This is a genomic window from Chitinibacter sp. S2-10 (genome assembly GCF_046530675.1).
Lineage (GTDB): Bacteria > Pseudomonadota > Gammaproteobacteria > Burkholderiales > Chitinibacteraceae > Chitinibacter.
The window spans coordinates 259,526-278,543 of record NZ_CP172558.1 but is presented as its reverse complement, the minus strand read 5'-3'; the positions used below and the strand labels follow the sequence as shown (position 1 = coordinate 278,543).

At 51.4% G+C, this 19,018-nt stretch carries 13 protein-coding genes, 2 tRNA genes and 3 rRNA genes; 16 read left to right on the top strand and 2 right to left on the bottom strand.

From position 1 onward, the window contains the following. Positions 1–127: 127 nt before the first annotated feature. Complete coding sequence (locus tag ACG2XO_RS01325) at positions 128–1,618, top strand: hypothetical protein (RefSeq protein ID WP_410499044.1); 1,491 nt, start codon at positions 128–130, stop codon at positions 1,616–1,618. Between the two features lie 33 nt (positions 1,619–1,651). After that, a complete protein-coding gene (locus ACG2XO_RS01320; protein WP_410499043.1) occupies positions 1,652–2,572 on the top strand; it encodes a hypothetical protein in 921 nt (306 codons plus the stop codon). A 39-nt stretch (positions 2,573–2,611) separates the two neighbouring features. On the opposite strand, the gene ACG2XO_RS01315 is transcribed toward ACG2XO_RS01320, so the two are convergent. After that, positions 2,612–3,229 (bottom strand): lytic transglycosylase domain-containing protein, encoded by a 618-nt coding sequence (locus ACG2XO_RS01315; protein WP_410499042.1) that lies wholly within the window; start codon positions 3,227–3,229, stop codon positions 2,612–2,614. A 179-nt stretch (positions 3,230–3,408) separates the two neighbouring features. Between ACG2XO_RS01315 and nth the strand changes: the two genes are divergently transcribed. Continuing rightward, positions 3,409–4,059, top strand: a complete 651-nt coding sequence (gene nth, locus ACG2XO_RS01310; protein WP_410499041.1) for an endonuclease III — start codon at positions 3,409–3,411, stop codon at positions 4,057–4,059. A gap of 7 nt (positions 4,060–4,066) precedes the next feature. Here the strand turns inward: nth and ACG2XO_RS01305 are convergent, their stop codons facing one another. Beyond that, positions 4,067–4,966 carry a flagellar brake protein gene (locus ACG2XO_RS01305; RefSeq protein ID WP_410499040.1) on the bottom strand — a complete coding sequence of 300 codons (900 nt, stop codon included), beginning with the start codon at positions 4,964–4,966 and terminating at the stop codon, positions 4,067–4,069. Between the two features lie 138 nt (positions 4,967–5,104). Here ACG2XO_RS01305 and ACG2XO_RS01300 point away from each other — a divergent pair, with 138 nt between their 5' ends. The 13 genes from ACG2XO_RS01300 to xerD all read left to right on the top strand — a co-directional run bounded on the left by ACG2XO_RS01300 (position 5,105) and on the right by xerD (position 18,997). After that, complete coding sequence (locus ACG2XO_RS01300; RefSeq protein WP_410499039.1) at positions 5,105–7,114, top strand: UvrD-helicase domain-containing protein; 2,010 nt, start codon at positions 5,105–5,107, stop codon at positions 7,112–7,114. A gap of 286 nt (positions 7,115–7,400) precedes the next feature. Beyond that, positions 7,401–8,934: ribosomal RNA gene (locus ACG2XO_RS01295) — 16S ribosomal RNA — on the top strand. Positions 8,935–9,039: 105 nt separating this feature from the next. Then, positions 9,040–9,116 (top strand) — tRNA-Ile (locus ACG2XO_RS01290). A gap of 38 nt (positions 9,117–9,154) precedes the next feature. Next, positions 9,155–9,230 (top strand) — tRNA-Ala (locus ACG2XO_RS01285). A 347-nt stretch (positions 9,231–9,577) separates the two neighbouring features. Continuing rightward, positions 9,578–12,464: ribosomal RNA gene (locus ACG2XO_RS01280) — 23S ribosomal RNA — on the top strand. A 170-nt stretch (positions 12,465–12,634) separates the two neighbouring features. Further along, a 5S ribosomal RNA gene (gene rrf, locus ACG2XO_RS01275) occupies positions 12,635–12,748 on the top strand. The 16S, 23S and 5S rRNA genes sit together here with 2 tRNA genes alongside, the layout of an rRNA operon. Before the next feature lie 205 nt (positions 12,749–12,953). Next, the gene (gene rfaE2 / locus ACG2XO_RS01270; RefSeq protein WP_410499038.1) at positions 12,954–13,445 is read left to right on the top strand and encodes a D-glycero-beta-D-manno-heptose 1-phosphate adenylyltransferase; all 492 of its coding nucleotides are present in this window, start codon (positions 12,954–12,956) and stop codon (positions 13,443–13,445) included. A 5-nt stretch (positions 13,446–13,450) separates the two neighbouring features. Then, positions 13,451–14,755 carry a mechanosensitive ion channel family protein gene (locus ACG2XO_RS01265; RefSeq protein ID WP_410499037.1) on the top strand — a complete coding sequence of 435 codons (1,305 nt, stop codon included), beginning with the start codon at positions 13,451–13,453 and terminating at the stop codon, positions 14,753–14,755. Between the two features lie 64 nt (positions 14,756–14,819). Then, positions 14,820–16,010: a fatty acid desaturase gene (locus ACG2XO_RS01260; protein ID WP_410499035.1), complete on the top strand. Its 1,191-nt coding sequence runs from the start codon at positions 14,820–14,822 to the stop codon at positions 16,008–16,010. 54 nt (positions 16,011–16,064) lie between these two features. Then, positions 16,065–16,415, top strand: a complete 351-nt coding sequence (locus ACG2XO_RS01255) for a RidA family protein (RefSeq protein WP_410499034.1) — start codon at positions 16,065–16,067, stop codon at positions 16,413–16,415. Between the two features lie 34 nt (positions 16,416–16,449). Then, positions 16,450–17,541 (top strand): glycoside hydrolase family 18 protein, encoded by a 1,092-nt coding sequence (locus ACG2XO_RS01250; RefSeq protein ID WP_410499033.1) that lies wholly within the window; start codon positions 16,450–16,452, stop codon positions 17,539–17,541. Positions 17,542–17,582: 41 nt separating this feature from the next. Beyond that, on the top strand, positions 17,583–18,074 hold the full coding sequence (locus tag ACG2XO_RS01245) for a methylated-DNA--[protein]-cysteine S-methyltransferase (protein ID WP_410499031.1): 492 nt from the start codon (positions 17,583–17,585) through the stop codon (positions 18,072–18,074). Positions 18,075–18,094: 20 nt separating this feature from the next. Next, positions 18,095–18,997: a site-specific tyrosine recombinase XerD gene (gene xerD / locus ACG2XO_RS01240; protein ID WP_410500217.1), complete on the top strand. Its 903-nt coding sequence runs from the start codon at positions 18,095–18,097 to the stop codon at positions 18,995–18,997. Positions 18,998–19,018: the final 21 nt, after the last annotated feature.

Here is a 19,018-nt window from a genome sequence, read left to right as displayed (position 1 = left end):
CTTTTTTTGTGGCTTGGAGTCCGAAGTTAAATCAATAAGGAGCAACAAAGACCGGGTAAATTCAGAGTCATGTGCTATGACTTTAAAAGATTTGCTTGATGAATGATTGATTAAAAAGGTGATACTGATGGCTGATATCAAACCGCGCTGGGAATGGCGCTCGTTCGGACGGCATTTTTTTGGCGTTGACGCGCATCTTGCCAAACTGAGCCCGACCGGCGTACAGGAAAGCGATGAACTTTATTTGCTTTCCAAAGGTGGCGACAACGTCAAGGTTCGCGATGATCTGATGGACATCAAGGTGCTGCGCGAGGTCAATGCTGACAGGCTTGAGCAATGGACTCCGGTGATGAAGGCTGGTTTTCCCTTGCCGGTCAACGAGGTCGCCAAAGTGTTGCAATCGCTGCATTTGCCTGTGCCAACGTTGACGCAAGACAGTTACACACTCGATGAGTTTCTCGCGCAGTTTGTTGCTCCCAGTGCTGCCATCGAAATTGTGAATGTCCACAAGCGCCGCGTTCGTTATCTGATCGGCGGCTGCACTTCCGAGCTGTCTGAAGTCAGCGTCAATGGCAAATCGATCGCAACAATTGCCATCGAAGGTGAGGATGCACAAGCTGTCATCGATGCCGTCAGGTCGATTGGGCTGGGGGGCTATAGCAATACCAGTTATCCAAAAGGTTTGCTTGCTTTGTTGCATGACGAACCAGAGCATTATGGCGTGATTGATGCCGGAACCAATTCGATCAAATTTCATATTGGCGAGCGTAGTGTTGATGGACGCTGGAGAACGCTCGTTGATCGTGCTGAAGTCACCCAGCTGGGGGAAGGCTTTGGCCAGCAACGGGTGATTCTGGATTCTGCCTTGAATCGTACTGTCACTGCGATCAAGGGCATGGTCGCCGAGGCTCGTCAGCACAAGGTTCAGGCGCTAGTCGCAGTCGGTACGGCCGGATTGCGCATTGCCGATAATGGCGCGGCAACGGTCGCTGCAATTCTGGCGCAAACCGGTGTCGCGATTGAAGTCGTTTCGGGCGAAGAAGAGGGGCGTCTGGCTTATCACGCAGCCCGATCAGGGCTGGACAAAATCAGTGGTTCGCTGGTGGTTTTTGATACTGGTGGTGGCAGCTCGCAATTCAGTTTCGGCCACGATACGCAGGTCGATGAGCGTTTCAGTGTCGAAGTTGGTGCGGTCAAATTTACCGAGCGATTCGGGCTCGATGGTCCGGTTTCAACCGAGGTACTCAATCAGGCTCTTGCCGAGATTGGTGCCGAGTTGTCGCGACTCGATGGCCGTGAATCGTCTGATATTTTGGTAGCGATGGGCGGTGGTGTAACCAATATGACTGCCGTTATGCATCAGCTGGCGAAATATGACGCGAATGTGGTGCAAGGCGCGATCGTGACGCTGGACGAAATTAATCGTCAGATCGAACTTTATCGCACACGAACTGCAGACGAGCGCCGACAAATCATCGGGCTGCAACCCAAACGTGCCGAAGTCATTCTGGCCGGGGCGTGCATTGTGCGAACAATAATGGAAAAACTGGGCAAGGATCGTTTCACCGTCAGTGACCGTGGTTTGCGCCATGGCGTGCTGGCCGAACGATTTGATTGAGTCGCGACACACTTTAAAGACGGTGAGGAAGCCATGACAACGACGAAAAAAGCGCCAGCGAGTACAACGGCGAAACCGGCAGTAAAACCAGCGGTAAAGCCGGTCACGAGCCCGGCTGCGACTAAAAAAACTACGGTAGCGCGTAGCGCTAGAACGCCGACCGCCACGACCAGCCGTCCTGCGAAGGCCGCAGCGGTGAGCCAACCCTTGTCGCCCGATGCCGTGATGAAAATCATGGCGTTGAGCAAAAGCTCGGACAGCATCGAATTAAAGCTGACGGTACCCTTGGCCGAACAACAGGCGACCGTCAAACGGCTCAAACTGGATCCGGTCGAGGCGCAGCCACGGCAAGCGTTTTTCTTTGATACGCCCGATCTGAAACTGTTCAAAGCCGGTCTGGTGGTACGTGCCCGGCGTATTCAGGGTGGGCGAGCCGACACGGTGATCAAGTTGCGTCCGATTAATCCGGATGATTTGCAGCAGGATTTGCGCCGTTCGGCGAGCTTCAAGGTTGAGGTCGACCTGATGCCCGGTGGTTTTGTTTGTTCTGGCTCATTCAAAGGTGCGTGTACCGGGCGCGACGTACTCGATGCGACCGAGGGCAAAACATCGCTGTCATCGCTGTTTTCCAAAGGGCAGCGGGCTTTTTTTGAAGCGCATGCACCTGCGGGTATCAAGCTTGACGATCTGGTTGTGTTGGGGCCGACTTTTCTGCTGAAAGCCAAACATCAGCCCAAGGATTTTCCGCGCGCAATTACGGTCGAAATGTGGCTTTATCCTGATGGCGCTCGAATTCTGGAGGTGTCGACCAAATGTCTGCCTGCAGAAACGTTTCAGGCGGTTGCCGAGTTCAAAGCGTATCTGTTGCAGTGCGGGATCGCGGTAAGCGAAAGTCAGGAGACCAAAACCAAAACGACGCTGGAGTATTATAGTCGTCAGCTTAAAAAAGCATGATCTATGGGTATATCCATGGGGCTGTTTTATATCAGGCCTTTACTGGGTATACCCCTGCGCCAATTTTGTATTCCAGTCGTAATAACCTTTCCACGCAGAGTAAACCAGATTCGGGTACTCGGCTTTGCCCAAGCTGCCGTTGTAGCGGCCGAGTGCGCGGAACAGGTCGCCGTTTTCGATATTCAGATAATGCCGCAGGATTGAGCAGCCGTAGCGCAGATTGGTGTTCATATCGAACAGGCTTTGTTCTGGCGTGCCGATGGCCCGTTGCCAGAATGGCATAACCTGCATTAATCCGCGTGCGCCGACTGGACTGATGGCGTAACGGTTAAAACGACTTTCAACATGAATCAGTCCGAGTACCATTTGTGGGTCGAGTCCGGCACGCGTCGCTTCGTAGTGAATGGCAGTGAGTAATTTGCGGCGGACAAATTCATCGGGAATCCGGCCGGCTAGCCGACCCGACATCTCGTTGAGCCAGGCGTTGGCTTCAGCTTGACTGCTAAAAATCAGCTTGGGCTCGATCCGGTCGGCAATGGTGCGGCGCAGGCTGCTCGCTACCGAGTCGGAGAGATACTCTTCGCGCTGCGCACCGGCTTGCGCATATTGAGCGAGCAAGCCGCCGCTTAAAATAATGGGTAGTAAAAACTTCAACATATTGAAACACTTGTCATTCACTGAATTGTAATTCTGGCCGTAGAGCGGGGTAGGGTCAATGCCCGAGGTGAATTATTCGTGCCAACGGTTATTTAGCCCGGATTGTGCCTATTTATGCCAGCTTGCCCGAGGGCGGGATTAGTGCCATATTCGCCGCTGCATCGAATCCGATTGAAACCATGAATAAACAGACCCGTTACACTTTTTATGCCCGCCTCGCCGAGCTCGACCCAAATCCGACGACCGAGTTGCACTACACAACGCCATTTGAATTGCTGACAGCGGTGTTGCTGTCGGCACAGGCGACCGATGTCGGCGTGAATAAGGCGACGAAAATTTTATTTCCGGTGGCTAATACCCCCCAGGGGATTCTGGCGCTAGGGCAGTCTGGGCTTGAGTCCTACATCAATACCATTGGTTTGTATCGCAGCAAGGCCAAGCATTTGCTTGAAACCTGTCGCATGCTGATCGAGTTGCACGGCGGTGAGGTGCCGCGAGATCGCGAGAGCCTGGAGGCCTTGCCCGGCGTGGGGCGAAAAACGGCCAATGTGATACTCAATACGGCGTTTGGTGTGCCAACGATTGCGGTGGATACGCATATTTTCCGTTTGGGTAATCGCACCGGGCTGGCGCCGGGCAAGGATGTTCGTGCGGTGGAAGACAAACTGATGAAAGTCACTCCACCGGAGTTTCTGCTCAACGCGCATCACTGGCTGATTTTACATGGCCGTTATATCTGCAAAGCGCGCAAACCCGAATGCTGGCGCTGTGTGGTCAATGATGTTTGCGACTACCGCAGCAAAATCATGACGCCACCGCCGGGGCGTTAATGGGTCATCATTTCATCAGGCAGTGGTAGATATAGTGCTCGATAAACAGCAATTCGGAAACGGCGAGTGGGTCAAATTCGATGCCATATTGCGTGTTAATTGCCGGTGGATCGATATGGCAGTTACGCACGGTCGCAGCAATGCGCAGAGTGTGATCGCCTTCGGCGATGCGCAGTCTCATCGTGATTTGAATCCGTTGCTCTGCTTCAAGCTCAAGTGTATTTCCTTCCAGCATCGCCCCTGTTGCTGACAAATTGATGATCTTGGCTGGCAGGCTGGCTCGCCCTTTGGTGCTAATGCTGACGATCAAATTGCTTTGTACACGGAAGCTGTTACGCAACTGGTGGATTTCCAGTTGGTCCGGCCAGCTCAGATGTAGGTAGGGAAAAGGGTGCGAGCAGATTTGTTCAACGCGGCTTTGAAATGCAACCACCTCTTTGCCAACGATGGTTTTTAGCTTGAGCTGCTCGCCGATCTGAAATGGCAGCACAATACCATCCGGATTGGTGTTGCTAATCAAGACGCCGGCTTTATCCAGCCAGCCGATTAATCTGAGTGAAACCTGAATTCGCTGTGCGTCGTCGAGTCTTTGTGCGTGGAGTATCGCATTGGGTTGCAGCCGAACCTGTGCCAAGTGCCGGGAAGGTTTGGTGATGGTGCGTGGCCGTGTCGAATAGCGACTCAAATTGCTCAGAACCGGTTTGTTGCGTGTGGGTGCGGCGGGAGGTTGATGTTGTACATTCCGAAAAATACCGTTTTGGCTCAGTTGAGTCAGGTGTTTTTCATTGCGAATAATCTGGCCTTCGCGCAGCAACAATCGTGTCTGCTCATCATAAATGGGATAAGCCAGCGGAATGCCAATATTTAAATCCTGAGCAGGAACAGGCTGAAGCGCGCTGAGTATCACGATAATCCCCGGTTTTTAAAGCCTCACTTGTATATGTAAGGTAAATTTCCGATTGTCGCTAGTCCTGGCCGACCTGCGTCATCCAACCAGGTGGCGTGATACCATTTAAGACTTCTTGACCGCCAAAATTGTTCCTGAATGTTGCATTTACTCAACCCCCAGCAACGTGCTGCCGTACAGTATTTATCCGGTCCTTGCCTTGTTCTGGCTGGTGCTGGCTCGGGCAAAACGCGGGTGATTACGCAAAAGATTGCCTATCTGATCGAAACGGCGGGCATGGATGCGCGCAATATTGCGGCTATTACGTTTACCAATAAGGCCGCACGTGAAATGTCGGAACGGGTGGCGACTTTGTTGCCCGCTGCTCGCCTGCGCGGGCTGACGGTATCGACTTTTCATAGTCTGGGGATGAAAATCCTGCGCGAAGAAGCGCCACATCTGGGTTATAAGCCCAAATTCTCAATTCTGGATTCGGCCGACGCGAACAAAATCATTGCCGATCAATTGGTAACGACCGATAAGGCGCTGATTCGCCAGACTGCCAGCCATATCTCCATGCTGAAAAATGATCGTGTTTCGCCGGATCGGGCGATGGTCATGGCTACATCCGAGGGTGAATTGCAGCTGGCCAAAATTTACCGTGCCTATCAGGACACACTGTATGCCTATCAGGCGGTCGATTTTGACGATCTGATTCGTTTGCCGGTCGATTTATTTGAAGACAATGAAGAAGTATTAAAAAAATGGCGCAATAAGCTGCGCTATTTGCTGATCGACGAATATCAGGACACCAATACGACGCAGTATCAGTTGATCAAATTGCTGACCGACATCACAGGCTACTTCACTGCGGTCGGTGACGATGACCAGAGTATTTACGCCTGGCGCGGCGCGAACGTTGAAAACTTAAATCTGCTGAAAACCGATTTTCCTAAACTCGAAGTCATCAAGCTCGAGCAAAACTATCGCTCGGTCGCGCGGATTTTGCGCTGCGCGAACGCGGTGATCGGCAATAACCCGAAATTATTCGAGAAGAAACTCTGGTCCGATCTGGGCGAGGGCGATCTGATCAAGGTCGTCGAAACCAAGGGCGACGAAGACGAAGCCAAATGCGTTGCTGACCGTTTGCGCCAGCATATGCTACTCAATCGCACCTCGTATAAAGATTACGCGATTTTGTATCGCGGCAATTTTCAGGCGCGCATTGTCGAGGCGCAGCTACGCAGTGACAAAATTCCCTATGTGATGGCGGCGGGCGAGAGCTTTTTTGATCGCGCCGAGATCAAAGACATTCTGGCCTATCTGCGGCTGATCGCAAACGAGAACGACGACCCGGCGTTTATCCGCGCCGTAACCACGCCAAAACGCGGGATTGGTAATGTGACTTTGGAAAAACTGGGGGCATATGCCGCTAGCCGGCAAATATCCTTGTTTTCAGCGGTATACGAGGAGGGGTTTATTCACCAGATTCAAGCTGCGCAAAACGAGATGCTGCATACCTTCTGCAATTTCATCGGCAAACTGCAAGCGCGTGCCGAACGCGAACCGGCAGGGCAATTATTGCAAGAACTATTGGGCGCGATTGATTACGAAGCGTGGCTGTACGAGACCGAAGAACAAAAACCGGCCGAAAATAAATGGAAAAGCATTCTTGATCTGGCGGGATGGATTAATAAGAAAGGCGAAGAGGACGGCAAAAACCTGATCGAGATCGTTCAAACGATTGCGATCATTACGATGCTCGAAGGGCGCGACGAAGAAGAAATCGACGCGGTACGCCTGTCAACGCTGCACGCCAGTAAAGGGCTCGAGTACCCGCACGTCTTTTTAATTGGCTGTGAAGAAGACATTTTGCCGCACCAAAACTCGATCGAAACCGGTATGGTCGAAGAAGAGCGTCGACTGATGTATGTGGGCATCACCCGTGCGCAACGTAGCCTGACGATTACTTATTGCAGTAAGCGTCGTCGTGCAGGCGAATGGCAAATTACCCGCCCAAGCCGTTTTCTCGATGAAATGTCGCATCAGGACGTTCATTTCAGCGGACGACTCTCGGGAAAATACGAACAATCGTCTGAAGTTAAAAAAGAACACTCGGGAATGGCGGCTAGAATGCTGGAATTGTTGAATAAAAAATCAATGACTTAACGCCTTTGTGGCATTTTCTTGCTCGATAGCAGTTGACGGGTTCCGGTCCGATGGGTATAGTTCGGCCTCTCTGCTGATGACGCAACGAAACGAAGTGTGTTTCTTGGTTGTTCAGCCCGATCTTTAACAATCTACAGCCGATGAGTGTGAGCCCTTGATTCGTAAGTCAAATCAAGTGCTTGCACTCAATTGAAAAGAAAATTGAAAGACGAACTCTTTAGAGTTTATCTCGCAGTTTCTTTGAGTATTGAAGTACAAGCCAAGTAGTAAAAATAGCATAGCGATTAAACGAAAGAGTTTGATCCTGGCTCAGATTGAACGCTGGCGGCATGCTTTACACATGCAAGTCGAACGGCAGCACGGACTTCGGTCTGGTGGCGAGTGGCGAACGGGTGAGTAATACATCGGAACGTACCCAGTAATGGGGGATAACTATCCGAAAGGATAGCTAATACCGCATACGCCCTACGGGGGAAAGAGGGGGATCGCAAGACCTCTTGTTATTGGAGCGGCCGATGGCTGATTAGCTAGTTGGTGAGGTAAAGGCTCACCAAGGCGACGATCAGTAGCGGGTCTTAGAGGACGATCCGCCACACTGGAACTGAGACACGGTCCAGACTCCTACGGGAGGCAGCAGTGGGGAATCTTGGACAATGGGCGCAAGCCTGATCCAGCAATGCCGCGTGCGTGAAGAAGGCCTTCGGGTTGTAAAGCGCTTTTGTCTGGGAGCAAATCCTTGTGGCTAATACCCACCGGGGATGAGAGTACCAGAAGAATAAGGACCGGCTAACTACGTGCCAGCAGCCGCGGTAATACGTAGGGTCCAAGCGTTAATCGGAATTACTGGGCGTAAAGCGTGCGCAGGTGGTTTGTTAAGCGCGATGTGAAATCCCCGAGCTCAACTTGGGAATTGCATTGCGAACTGGCTAACTAGAGTACGGCAGAGGGGGGTGGAATTCCACGTGTAGCAGTGAAATGCGTAGAGATGTGGAGGAACACCGATGGCGAAGGCAACCCCCTGGGCTGATACTGACACTCATGCACGAAAGCGTGGGGAGCAAACAGGATTAGATACCCTGGTAGTCCACGCCCTAAACGATGTCAACTAGTTGTTGGGCTTTTCGGAGCTTAGTAACGCAGCTAACGCGTGAAGTTGACCGCCTGGGGAGTACGGTCGCAAGACTAAAACTCAAAGGAATTGACGGGGGCCCGCACAAGCGGTGGATGATGTGGATTAATTCGATGCAACGCGAAAAACCTTACCTGGTCTTGACATGTACGGAATCCTTGAGAGATCGAGGAGTGCCTTCGGGAGCCGTAACACAGGTGCTGCATGGCTGTCGTCAGCTCGTGTCGTGAGATGTTGGGTTAAGTCCCGCAACGAGCGCAACCCTTGCCATTAGTTGCCAGCATTCAGTTGGGCACTTTAATGGGACTGCCGGTGACAAACCGGAGGAAGGTGGGGATGACGTCAAGTCCTCATGGCCCTTATGACCAGGGCTTCACACGTCATACAATGGTCGGTACAGAGGGTCGCTAACCCGCGAGGGGGTGCCAATCTCACAAAACCGATCGTAGTCCGGATTGCACTCTGCAACTCGAGTGCATGAAGTCGGAATCGCTAGTAATCGCGGATCAGCATGTCGCGGTGAATACGTTCCCGGGCCTTGTACACACCGCCCGTCACACCATGGGAGTGGGTTTCACCAGAAGTAGGTAGGCTAACCGCAAGGAGGCCGCTTACCACGGTGGGATTCATGACTGGGGTGAAGTCGTAACAAGGTAGCCGTAGGGGAACCTGCGGCTGGATCACCTCCTTTCAAGAGCAAGACCTGCGGGTCAAGGACTCACACTCATCGGCTGTAAATTTGAAGATACAGAGACGACTTCATTCATAAATGAAAGAAGTTGTTGAGTTGGAAGCTGGGTCAGTAGCTCAGTCGGTTAGAGCACCGTGTTGATAACGCGGGGGTCATAGGTTCGATTCCTATCTGACCCACCATTGACGAGTCAATGGAAACAGCTTAGTCATGCCAGATTGGGGGATTAGCTCAGTTGGGAGAGCACCTGCTTTGCAAGCAGGGGGTCGTCGGTTCGATCCCGTCATCCTCCACCACGCCTTGCGGCGAGCACTGTGCAAGCGGTGGCGCAGCAAACAAGAGTTCAGAATTCAGTCAGTAGACGAATCAGAAATAATGATTCGGTCTGGTGATTTTGTTCTGGTTTCTTAAATCAGACCCACACAGGAATGTGTGACTGTATCGTTCTTTAACAAAATAGAAGAAGTAATATCTCCTAATTAAACAATGTGAAAACAGGGTAACTTGTTTTTACAGTAATAAATTGGGTTGATTGTATCTGCTGATCGAAAGATCAGCCGTTGTAGGACCTGAGAAACCCTACAACAAGTCGTAAATACGAAACTCTGACCAAGAGTACGGTAAAACGTGTTTGAGGTTATAGGATCAAGCGAATAAGTGCATCTGGTGGATGCCTTGGCGATGATAGGCGACGAAGGACGTGATAGCCTGCGATAAGCGTGGGGGAGCTGGCAAAGCGCTTTGATCCCACGATTTCCGAATGGGGAAACCCGGCCCTTTTGGGTCACTCATCACTGAATACATAGGTGATGTAGAGCGAACGCGGTGAACTGAAACATCTAAGTAACCGCAGGAAAAGAAATCAACCGAGATTCCCAAAGTAGTGGCGAGCGAAATGGGAAGAGCCTGTACGTGATAACTCAAAGCTTAATAGAAGGCAATGGAAAGTGCCGCCATAGTGGGTGATAGCCCCGTATATGAAAAGCATTGGGTGGTACTAAGCGTACGAGAAGTAGGGCGGGACACGAGAAATCCTGTTTGAAGATGGGGGGACCATCCTCCAAGGCTAAATACTCATCATCGACCGATAGTGAACCAGTACCGTGAGGGAAAGGCGAAAAGAACCCCGGGAGGGGAGTGAAATAGAACCTGAAACCGGATGCATACAAACAGTGGGAGCCCACAAGTTGGGTGACTGCGTACCTTTTGTATAATGGGTCAGCGACTTACGTTCAGTAGCAAGCTTAACCAAATAGGGGAGGCGTAGGGAAACCGAGTCCGAATAGGGCGCACAGTTGCTGGGCGTAGACCCGAAACCAAGTGATCTAGCCATGGCCAGGATGAAGGTGCGGTAACACGCACTGGAGGTCCGAACCCACTAACGTTGCAAAGTTAGGGGATGAGCTGTGGCTAGGGGTGAAAGGCTAAACAAACTTGGAAATAGCTGGTTCTCCTCGAAAACTATTTAGGTAGTGCCTCATGTATCACTGACGGGGGTAAAGCACTGTTATGGCTAGGGGGTCATCGCGACTTACCAAACCATGGCAAACTCTGAATACCGTCAAGTGCGAGCATGGGAGACAGTCCTGGGGTGCTAACGTCCTGGGACAAGAGGGAAACAACCCAGACCGCCGTCTAAGGTCCCAAATGATCAATTAAGTGGAAAACGAGGTGGGAAGGCACAGACAGCCAGGATGTTGGCTTAGAAGCAGCCATCATTTAAAGAAAGCGTAATAGCTCACTGGTCGAGTCGTCCTGCGCGGAAGATGTAACGGGGCTCAAATTGATAACCGAAGACGCGGATATGTACGATGTACATATGGTAGAGGAGCGTTCTGTAAGCCTGTGAAGGTGTCTTGAGAAGGATGCTGGAGGTATCAGAAGTGCGAATGCTGACATGAGTAGCGATAAAGGGGGTGAAAAGCCCCCTCACCGAAAACCCCAGGTTTCCTGCGCAACGTTCATCGGCGCAGGGTGAGTCGGCCCCTAAGGCGAGGCAGAAATGCGTAGTCGATGGGAAACAGGTTAATATTCCTGTACTTGGTATTAGTGCGATGTGGGGACGGAGAAGGTTACCTCAGCCAACGGTTGGAAGAGTTGGTTTAAGCGTGTAGGCGTGTAGCTTAGGCAAATCCGGGCTACTTTAACGCTGAGGCGTGATGACGAGTCGACTTGTCGACGAAGTGAGCGATACCCTGCTTCCAAGAAAAGCCACTAAGCTTCAGCTAATATCGAACCGTACCGCAAACCGACACAGGTGGGTAGGAAGAGTATTCTAAGGTGCTTGAGAGAACTCGGGAGAAGGAACTCGGCAAATTGACACCGTAACTTCGGGAGAAGGTGTGCCTCTAGTAGGTGAAGGTGTACAACTGGAGCCCAATGAGGCCGCAGAGAAATGAGGGCTGCGACTGTTTATCAAAAACACAGCACTGTGCTAACACGAAAGTGGATGTATACGGTGTGACGCCTGCCCGGTGCTGGAAGATTAAATGATGGGGTGCAAGCTCTTGATTGAAGTCCCAGTAAACGGCGGCCGTAACTATAACGGTCCTAAGGTAGCGAAATTCCTTGTCGGGTAAGTTCCGACCCGCACGAATGGCGTAACGATGGCCCTACTGTCTCCTCCCGAGACTCAGCGAAGTTGAAGTGTTTGTGAAGATGCAATCTCCCCGCTGCTAGACGGAAAGACCCCGTGAACCTTTACTGTAGCTTTGCATTGGACTTTGAAGTGGTTTGTGTAGGATAGGTGGGAGGCTTTGAAGCTGGAACGCTAGTTTCAGTGGAGCCGTCCTTGAAATACCACCCTGACCCCTTTGAGGTTCTAACCTTGGTCCGTTATCCGGATCGGGGACCGTGCATGGTAGGCAGTTTGACTGGGGCGGTCTCCTCCCAAATTGTAACGGAGGAGCTCGAAGGTCGCCTAGGTACGGTCGGACATCGTACTGATAGTGTAATGGCAAAAGGCGGCTTAACTGCGAGACCGACAAGTCGAGCAGGTGCGAAAGCAGGACATAGTGATCCGGTGGTTCTGAATGGAAGGGCCATCGCTCAACGGATAAAAGGTACTCCGGGGATAACAGGCTGATTCCGCCCAAGAGTTCACATCGACGGCGGAGTTTGGCACCTCGATGTCGGCTCATCACATCCTGGGGCTGTAGCCGGTCCCAAGGGTATGGCTGTTCGCCATTTAAAGTGGTACGTGAGCTGGGTTCAAAACGTCGTGAGACAGTTTGGTCCCTATCTGCAGTGGGCGTTGGAAGTTTGAGGGGGGCTGCTCCTAGTACGAGAGGACCGGAGTGGACTGACCTCTGGTGTACCGGTTGTCACGCCAGTGGCATTGCCGGGTAGCTAAGTCGGGAATAGATAAGCGCTGAAAGCATCTAAGCGCGAAACTAGCCTCAAGATGAGACTTCCCTAGGTCTTTAAGACCTCTAAAGGATCGTTCGAGACCAGGACGTTGATAGGTCGGGTGTGGAAGCGTAGTAATACGTTAAGCTAACCGATACTAATAGCCCGTGAGGCTTGATCCTATAACCTGAGACGCGTTGTTGCGATGAAGGTGCAATTGACCCGATTGCGAATTGAATAAGATAAAGAGAGACCGGTGAAGCGAAAGCTGAGCTGATGAAAGATTACTTCTTCTATTGATTTCGAGTGGTTGCAAAGGTAAAAGCCTAAGCAGTCAACTCACCCAGTTTTGTCTGGTGACCATAGCGAGGTGGTCCCACTCCTTCCCATCCCGAACAGGACAGTGAAACGCCTCAGCGCCGATGATAGTGCGGATTGCCCGTGTGAAAGTAGGACATTGCCAGACTCCCTAAAAGAAAAGCCCAGCTCAACCGAGCTGGGCTTTTTGTTGGGCGCGAGAAAGGGGTGTATTGCTCTGTGATTCAATTGGGCTGAGACTTTTGTCCATATACCCTGGGTGATCATGGCCTTTGTCGCATAATTACTGTGCCAGCCCTTATTGTTTGTTATTCTCTGCTTTATCCGATTCATTCTTGATTAAAGACCCGTACATGACCGAGTATGCCGCACCGTTGTTTGAGCAAAAAATCTGCTCGCCTGAAGAATTGCCACACAAAATCACTACACTGTCGCGACCTTTAGTGTTCACTAATGGCTGTTTTGATATTTTGCATCGTGGCCATGTGACTTATCTGGCACAAGCCAGAGCCTTGGGAGCAGCAATGATTGTTGCATTGAATACAGATGAATCGGTGCGCCGTTTAGGGAAAGGGGATGACAGACCGATTAATTCACTCAGCAATCGGCTGGCCGTGATGGCCAGTCTTGAATCAGTTGATCTGGTCACCTGGTTTGATGACGACACCCCGCTGAGTCTGATTCAACTGATCCAGCCTGAGGTGCTGGTGAAAGGCGGCGATTGGAAAACTGAAAATATTGTCGGAAGTCATAATGTGCTTGCTCGAGGTGGTCAAGTGCACTCAATTCCGTTTTTATTTGATACCTCAACGACCAAAACCGTGCAGCTGATCCGGGGTGAGTGATTGCGATGACGCAGGAAAGACATAATTTACTGGCTCAACTGGTTGCCGATGTCACCCAGCTTGGGGTGCTGCATCCGCAAATCATTTTGCAGGCTATTGTTCTGGTGCTTTGTTGGGGGACTGCTTACTGGCTGGCTTTGCGCGCATTAAAGCATAGAAAATTGCAAGATTTGCCTTGGAAAACGGGTGAAGAGGGCTTGAGGCGGGTATTGTTTCCTGCTCTGGCTCTGCTCTTGGTGAGTGGTGCAAATCTGCTTTTGCACTTGATCGACAAACAGCGAATGAATTCGATGTTGGGTCTTGCCAATGTGCTGATGCTGGCAATGGTGAATATCCGAATTCTGGTTTACGCGATCCGTCGGGTGTTTAATGAGGCCAGCTGGGTTCATCGGGGGGAGCGATATATTGCCGCCGTGATCTGGTGTGTCTATGTTCTTCACGTCATTGGCATCTTGCCCGAAGTACTTGAGACCTTGGATAGCATCAGCTTTGATGCAGGAAAAGTGCATATTTCGGTCTTGACCGTACTGCAGGGCTTGCTCTCAGTCGCCGTCACCTTGCTGCTTGCCCTGTGGTTTGGGCGCACACTGGAACAGCGCTTGATGGTTGCTGAAGTGATGGATATGAACGTCCGCGTCGTACTGGTCAAAGTAATTCGTTCTGCTTTGGTGGTCATTGCGGTCTTGCTGTCGTTGTCGATGGTCGGAATAGATTTGACCGTTTTGTCGGTGTTTGGCGGTGCGTTGGGGGTTGGCTTAGGATTTGGCTTGCAAAAAATTGCTTCGAACTATGTGTCAGGCTTCATTATTTTGCTGGATCGTTCGATCAAATTGGGCGATCTGATTTCAGTAGACAATCGCCAAGGGGTGATTAGCGGACTGACTTCACGCTATATCGTACTTAAAGCTTCCGATGGTACAGAGTCTTTGGTGCCCAACGACACGCTGATTACGCAAACGGTGGTCAATCAATCGTATAACGATCGCTCGGTCTGGATTGGCCTGCCGGTTTCGGTCGCTTATGATTCTGACCTTGAGCAAGTCATGAAAGTCCTCGTCTCGGTCACCGAGGGTAATACCCGTATTCTGGCTAATCCTGCGCCCGGCGCCTTTGTTACTGCATTTGCCGATAGCGGCATTAATTTGACGCTGGGTTTCTGGCTCGCGGATCCGGAAAATGGCCAGATGACGCTGAAGTCGGATTTGAATTTGAAAATCTGGCAGGCCTTCAAGGCGCATGGAATAGAAATCCCTTATCCGCGCCGCGATATTACGATTTTGCCACAGAGCGCAGCGTCTACGGGTCATTGAGTATTGCCTGTAGTTTAAGAGTAAACTTTAATATTTCGCGGGATTGTTTGTCGCAGGTAAGGTTATGAATATCGAATGGCTGAATGGTGTAGTTGATTTGCCTTGGTGGGGATATATTTTACTGACCCTGGCGCTAACCCACGTGACGATTGCGTCAGTCACGATTTTTCTTCATCGGCACCAGGCTCACCGAGCTCTGGATTTGCATCCTATCGCCAGCCATTTTTTCCGCTTTTGGCTTTGGCTGACGACTGCGCAAATCACCAAGGAATGGGCTGCAATTCACCGCAAACACCATGCCAAATGTGAAACAACGGAAGACCCGCATAGCCCGCAGGTATTGGGCATTAAGAAAGTGTTCTTTGAAGGCTGGGAGTTGTATCGCGCTGAAGCGGCCAATATGGAAACCATCCGAAAATATGGTCATGGCACACCGGATGACTGGTTAGAACGCAAGCTCTACAGCAAGCATTCGGCTTGGGGACCCACGCTGATGGCGGTCATCGACCTGCTGCTGTTTGGTGTCAACGGGATCTGGATCTGGGCCATACAAATGCTGTGGATTCCGGTAACCGCCGCGGGGGTGATCAACGGCATCGGGCATTTTTGGGGATACCGCAATTTTGAATGTGAAGACGCTTCGACCAATATCGTGCCCTGGGGCATCCTGATCGGTGGGGAAGAATTGCATAATAATCATCACACCTTTGGTACTTCTGCCAAGCTGTCATACAAATGGTTCGAGTTTGATATCGGCTGGCTATATATCCGGATACTAGCTCGGCTGGGTTTGGCAAAAGTGCGCAAAGTTGCACCCAAAATCAAACTCGCCGAAACCCGACCTGTACTCGATGAAATGGCTTTGCAGGCAGTGATTGCCAATCGGTACGCGATTGCAGCAAGTTATGCGCGAATGGTGAAAGCGACGGTGTATAGCGAACTTGAGCGACTGAAAGCATCGACCAGCGCGCCAGCGCTGAACGTCAATCTGCGTAAGAAAATGAAAATCTGGCTCAAGCAAGATGAAAAAGACGTGCCACTGGCCGAGAAAATCCACTTGCAGACAGTGCTGGCACACAGCGCAGTTTTAACCCAGTTGTATCAGATGCGGCAGGAATTGAGCCGGATCTGGGAGCGCTCAACGCTAACTGGTGACGAACTCGTGCAGCAGTTACAAGACTGGTGCCAACGTGCTGAAGCCAGTGGCATTCAGGCCTTGGCTGATTTCTCATTGCGTTTACGTGCAGTTGCTTAAATTCCGGTTTAGAAAACCGGCCTTGCTTTTACGTCGAGATTTATAGGAAGAATAATGTCATCCATTCAACGCTATCATGTCGGTCCGCGCCTGTGTGAGACCGTAGTCCATAACAATACGGTTTATCTGGCAGGGCAAATTGCCGAGGATCTGGCAAAAAATGCGCTAGGGCAAACTGAAGAAGTGCTGGCCTGTATTGACCGACTGCTGGCTGAAGTGGGGTCGGAGAAAAGTAAAATCTTGCAGGTGACGATTTTTCTGAGTGATATGTCCGATTACGATGCGATGAATCAGGCTTGGTCAGCTTGGGTGCCACAGGGACATACGCCAGCACGCGCTACGGTACAGGCAAAATTGGCAGACCCAAGGTATCTGGTTGAAATGACCGTTATTGCTGCTTTATAGCGCTATACCCCGCCTAACTTAGTCGAGAGTACCTATGCCGCGAATTTTTCTAGCCTATCTTGCTACTTGGCAAGCTTATGATATAGCCCAAATCCCGGCGGAAAAATTAACGCATCTTTGCTATGCCTTTGCACAAGTGGTCAATAACCGCATAGAAATATGCCAAAGCGGTACCTTGGAAGCTGATCTGCAGGCGGCTTCTCGGTCTAAAACCATTTTTGCTGAGCTACATCGATTAAAGCTGCGCAACCCGGATTTGAAACTGCTGATTTCATTGGGCGGCTGGAGCGCGGATGGTTTTTCGGATGCGGCGCTCACCGCAGCCTCGCGCGCCGAATTGGCCGATTCGGCGATCACCTTCATGCTTGAAAATCAACTCGATGGTATTGATGTTGACTGGGAATACCCAAGCAATGATATGGCCGGCATCAAGGCCAGGCCTGAAGATAAGCAGAACTTTTCTCTCTTACTAGAAGCCTTGCGTGAACGACTGGATGCTCAGTCGAACCGGGAAGGGCGGCTTGGTATGCAACGGTATCAGTTGAGCATTGCCGCGGGAGCCGGGCAGTATTACCTTGATGGCGTGGAAATCGAGCGGGTGGCCAAAGTCTGCGATTTCATTAATATGATGACGTATGACTTTTATAATGGCTGGGCGACTCGTGCCGGCCATCATGCCAATTTATTTAACTCACTCACAGATCCGGATGGTGATAGTGCTGATAAAGCGATTCGCCTGTTTCTTGCCGGTGGCGTTCCGCGTGAAAAACTGGTCTTGGGTTGTCCGTTGTATGGCCGATCACTCAAGGGAGTTGGAGCCGAAGGACTGGGAGCAACAGGCCGAGCCGGAACGAATGGCGCGCCGGGCTTTTGGAAGATTGTCACTGAAATACTGCCAAACAAGCGCTATACCCGCCATTGGGATGCTGCGGCCTGCGTGCCATGGTTGTTCGATGGTGATGAATTTATCAGTTATGAAGACTGCGAATCGATCGCTGAAAAAGGGCGCTATGCCGTCAAGCAAGGCTTGGCCGGTGTGATGTTCTGGGAGTTGAGCGAAGATCACGAAATGCAACTGCTTGATGCACTTTATGATTCTATCTATGGGTATATTGATAAAGCCTAGGTGTGTATTGGCTTTTTGATTGGTACATTAAGGGGGTATTTATGGCTGAATCGATAGCTTCGGTGTGCGTGACACTGCCGTTCGGTGCGGTACAGGTTTTTGCTTCTGATACTGAGTTGTTACGGCTCGATTTCCTTGCCGAGCCTTGCTCCCCGATTTTGCCGCGCAATCGCGTGCTCGACGAGGCCGAGCAACAACTGCTGGCCTATGCACGTGAGCCGCACTTCCAGTTTGATTTGCCCATGCATCTGGAGGGTACGCCGCACCAGCTTAAAGTCTGGCAGCACATTGCAGCAATTGATGCGGGAAAAACACTGCGTTATCGCGATATTGCAGAGCAAATCGGCTCGAGTCCGCGCGCGGTCGGCGGCGCTTGCGGGCGTAATCCCTTGCCGATTTTTATTCCCTGCCATCGGGTGCTGGCGGCCAATGGTCTGGGTGGGTTTAATGCCAATCGGAATGGCTTGGACTGGATGCCGTTCAAGCGCTGGTTGTTGGCCCACGAGGGCGTGATTCCCCGCCAAGCCGCATGAGTTTATTGATGGATTCGCAGCTGGCGGCTGATGAGCTGGCGCTGATTGAACGTTTTCTGGATGGCATCTGGCTCGGTGATGGGCTGGCAAAAAATACGCTCGATAGTTACCGGAATGACCTGCTGATTTGGGCTTTGTGGTTGCAACAGGAGCGGAAAACCACGCTCTGGCAAGCGGATCGTGACGCTGTACAAGCTTTTCTGGCACGGCAGGCGCGTGACTTGAAGTCCGCCAGTCTGGCGCGTCGAATGGCCAGTTTGCGCAAGTTTTACCGCTACTGGATTTTGCAAGAACAGCTTCAGTCTGATCCTTGTGCCGAGCTAGTGTCCCCCAAACGTGTTCGCCCTTTGCCAAAATCCTTGCCCGAAATTACGGTAGAGGCCTTGCTGAATGCGCCAGATACCGCAAGCCCTGCAGGATTGCGTGACCGGGCGATGCTGGAGCTGATGTATGCCAGCGGTTTGCGTGTGACCGAGCTGGTGACTTTGCCGCTGGCCCAGGTTTATCTGAAAGAACGCTATTTGCATGTCACGCAAGGCAAAGGTGGCAAGCAAAGGTTGGTGCCAATGGGCGATGTCGCTGCTGAATGGATTGCCCGTTATATTCAGGAGGCGCGTTGCGTCTTGCTCAAAAATCCAGCGGAATCATGCCTGTTTGTGAATCAGCGCGGCGAAGCCATGACCAGGCAGGGTTGCTGGTTCATTATCAAGCAATATGCAACCTTGGCTGGAATCGATGCCGAATTGCTCAGCCCGCACGTCTTGCGTCACGCTTTTGCGACGCATCTGCTGAATCATGGCGCTGATTTGCGGGTCGTACAAAGTTTGCTCGGCCACGCTGATATTACGACGACGCAGATTTATACCCAGGTTGCCACTGAGCGCTTAAAAGCGCTGCACTCGGGACATCATCCCCGCGGCTAGTACATGAAAATCATTGGTGCA

Coding starts and splice junctions, on each gene's coding strand:
- ACG2XO_RS01325 (WP_410499044.1), top strand. CDS start 128: ATGGCTGATATCAAACCGCGCTGGGAATGGCGCTCGTTCGGACGGCAT.
- ACG2XO_RS01320 (WP_410499043.1), top strand. CDS start 1,652: ATGACAACGACGAAAAAAGCGCCAGCGAGTACAACGGCGAAACCGGCA.
- ACG2XO_RS01315 (WP_410499042.1), bottom strand. CDS start 3,229: ATGTTGAAGTTTTTACTACCCATTATTTTAAGCGGCGGCTTGCTCGCT.
- nth (WP_410499041.1), top strand. CDS start 3,409: ATGAATAAACAGACCCGTTACACTTTTTATGCCCGCCTCGCCGAGCTC.
- ACG2XO_RS01300 (WP_410499039.1), top strand. CDS start 5,105: ATGTTGCATTTACTCAACCCCCAGCAACGTGCTGCCGTACAGTATTTA.
- rfaE2 (WP_410499038.1), top strand. CDS start 12,954: ATGACCGAGTATGCCGCACCGTTGTTTGAGCAAAAAATCTGCTCGCCT.
- ACG2XO_RS01265 (WP_410499037.1), top strand. CDS start 13,451: ATGACGCAGGAAAGACATAATTTACTGGCTCAACTGGTTGCCGATGTC.
- ACG2XO_RS01260 (WP_410499035.1), top strand. CDS start 14,820: ATGAATATCGAATGGCTGAATGGTGTAGTTGATTTGCCTTGGTGGGGA.
- ACG2XO_RS01255 (WP_410499034.1), top strand. CDS start 16,065: ATGTCATCCATTCAACGCTATCATGTCGGTCCGCGCCTGTGTGAGACC.
- ACG2XO_RS01250 (WP_410499033.1), top strand. CDS start 16,450: ATGCCGCGAATTTTTCTAGCCTATCTTGCTACTTGGCAAGCTTATGAT.
- ACG2XO_RS01245 (WP_410499031.1), top strand. CDS start 17,583: ATGGCTGAATCGATAGCTTCGGTGTGCGTGACACTGCCGTTCGGTGCG.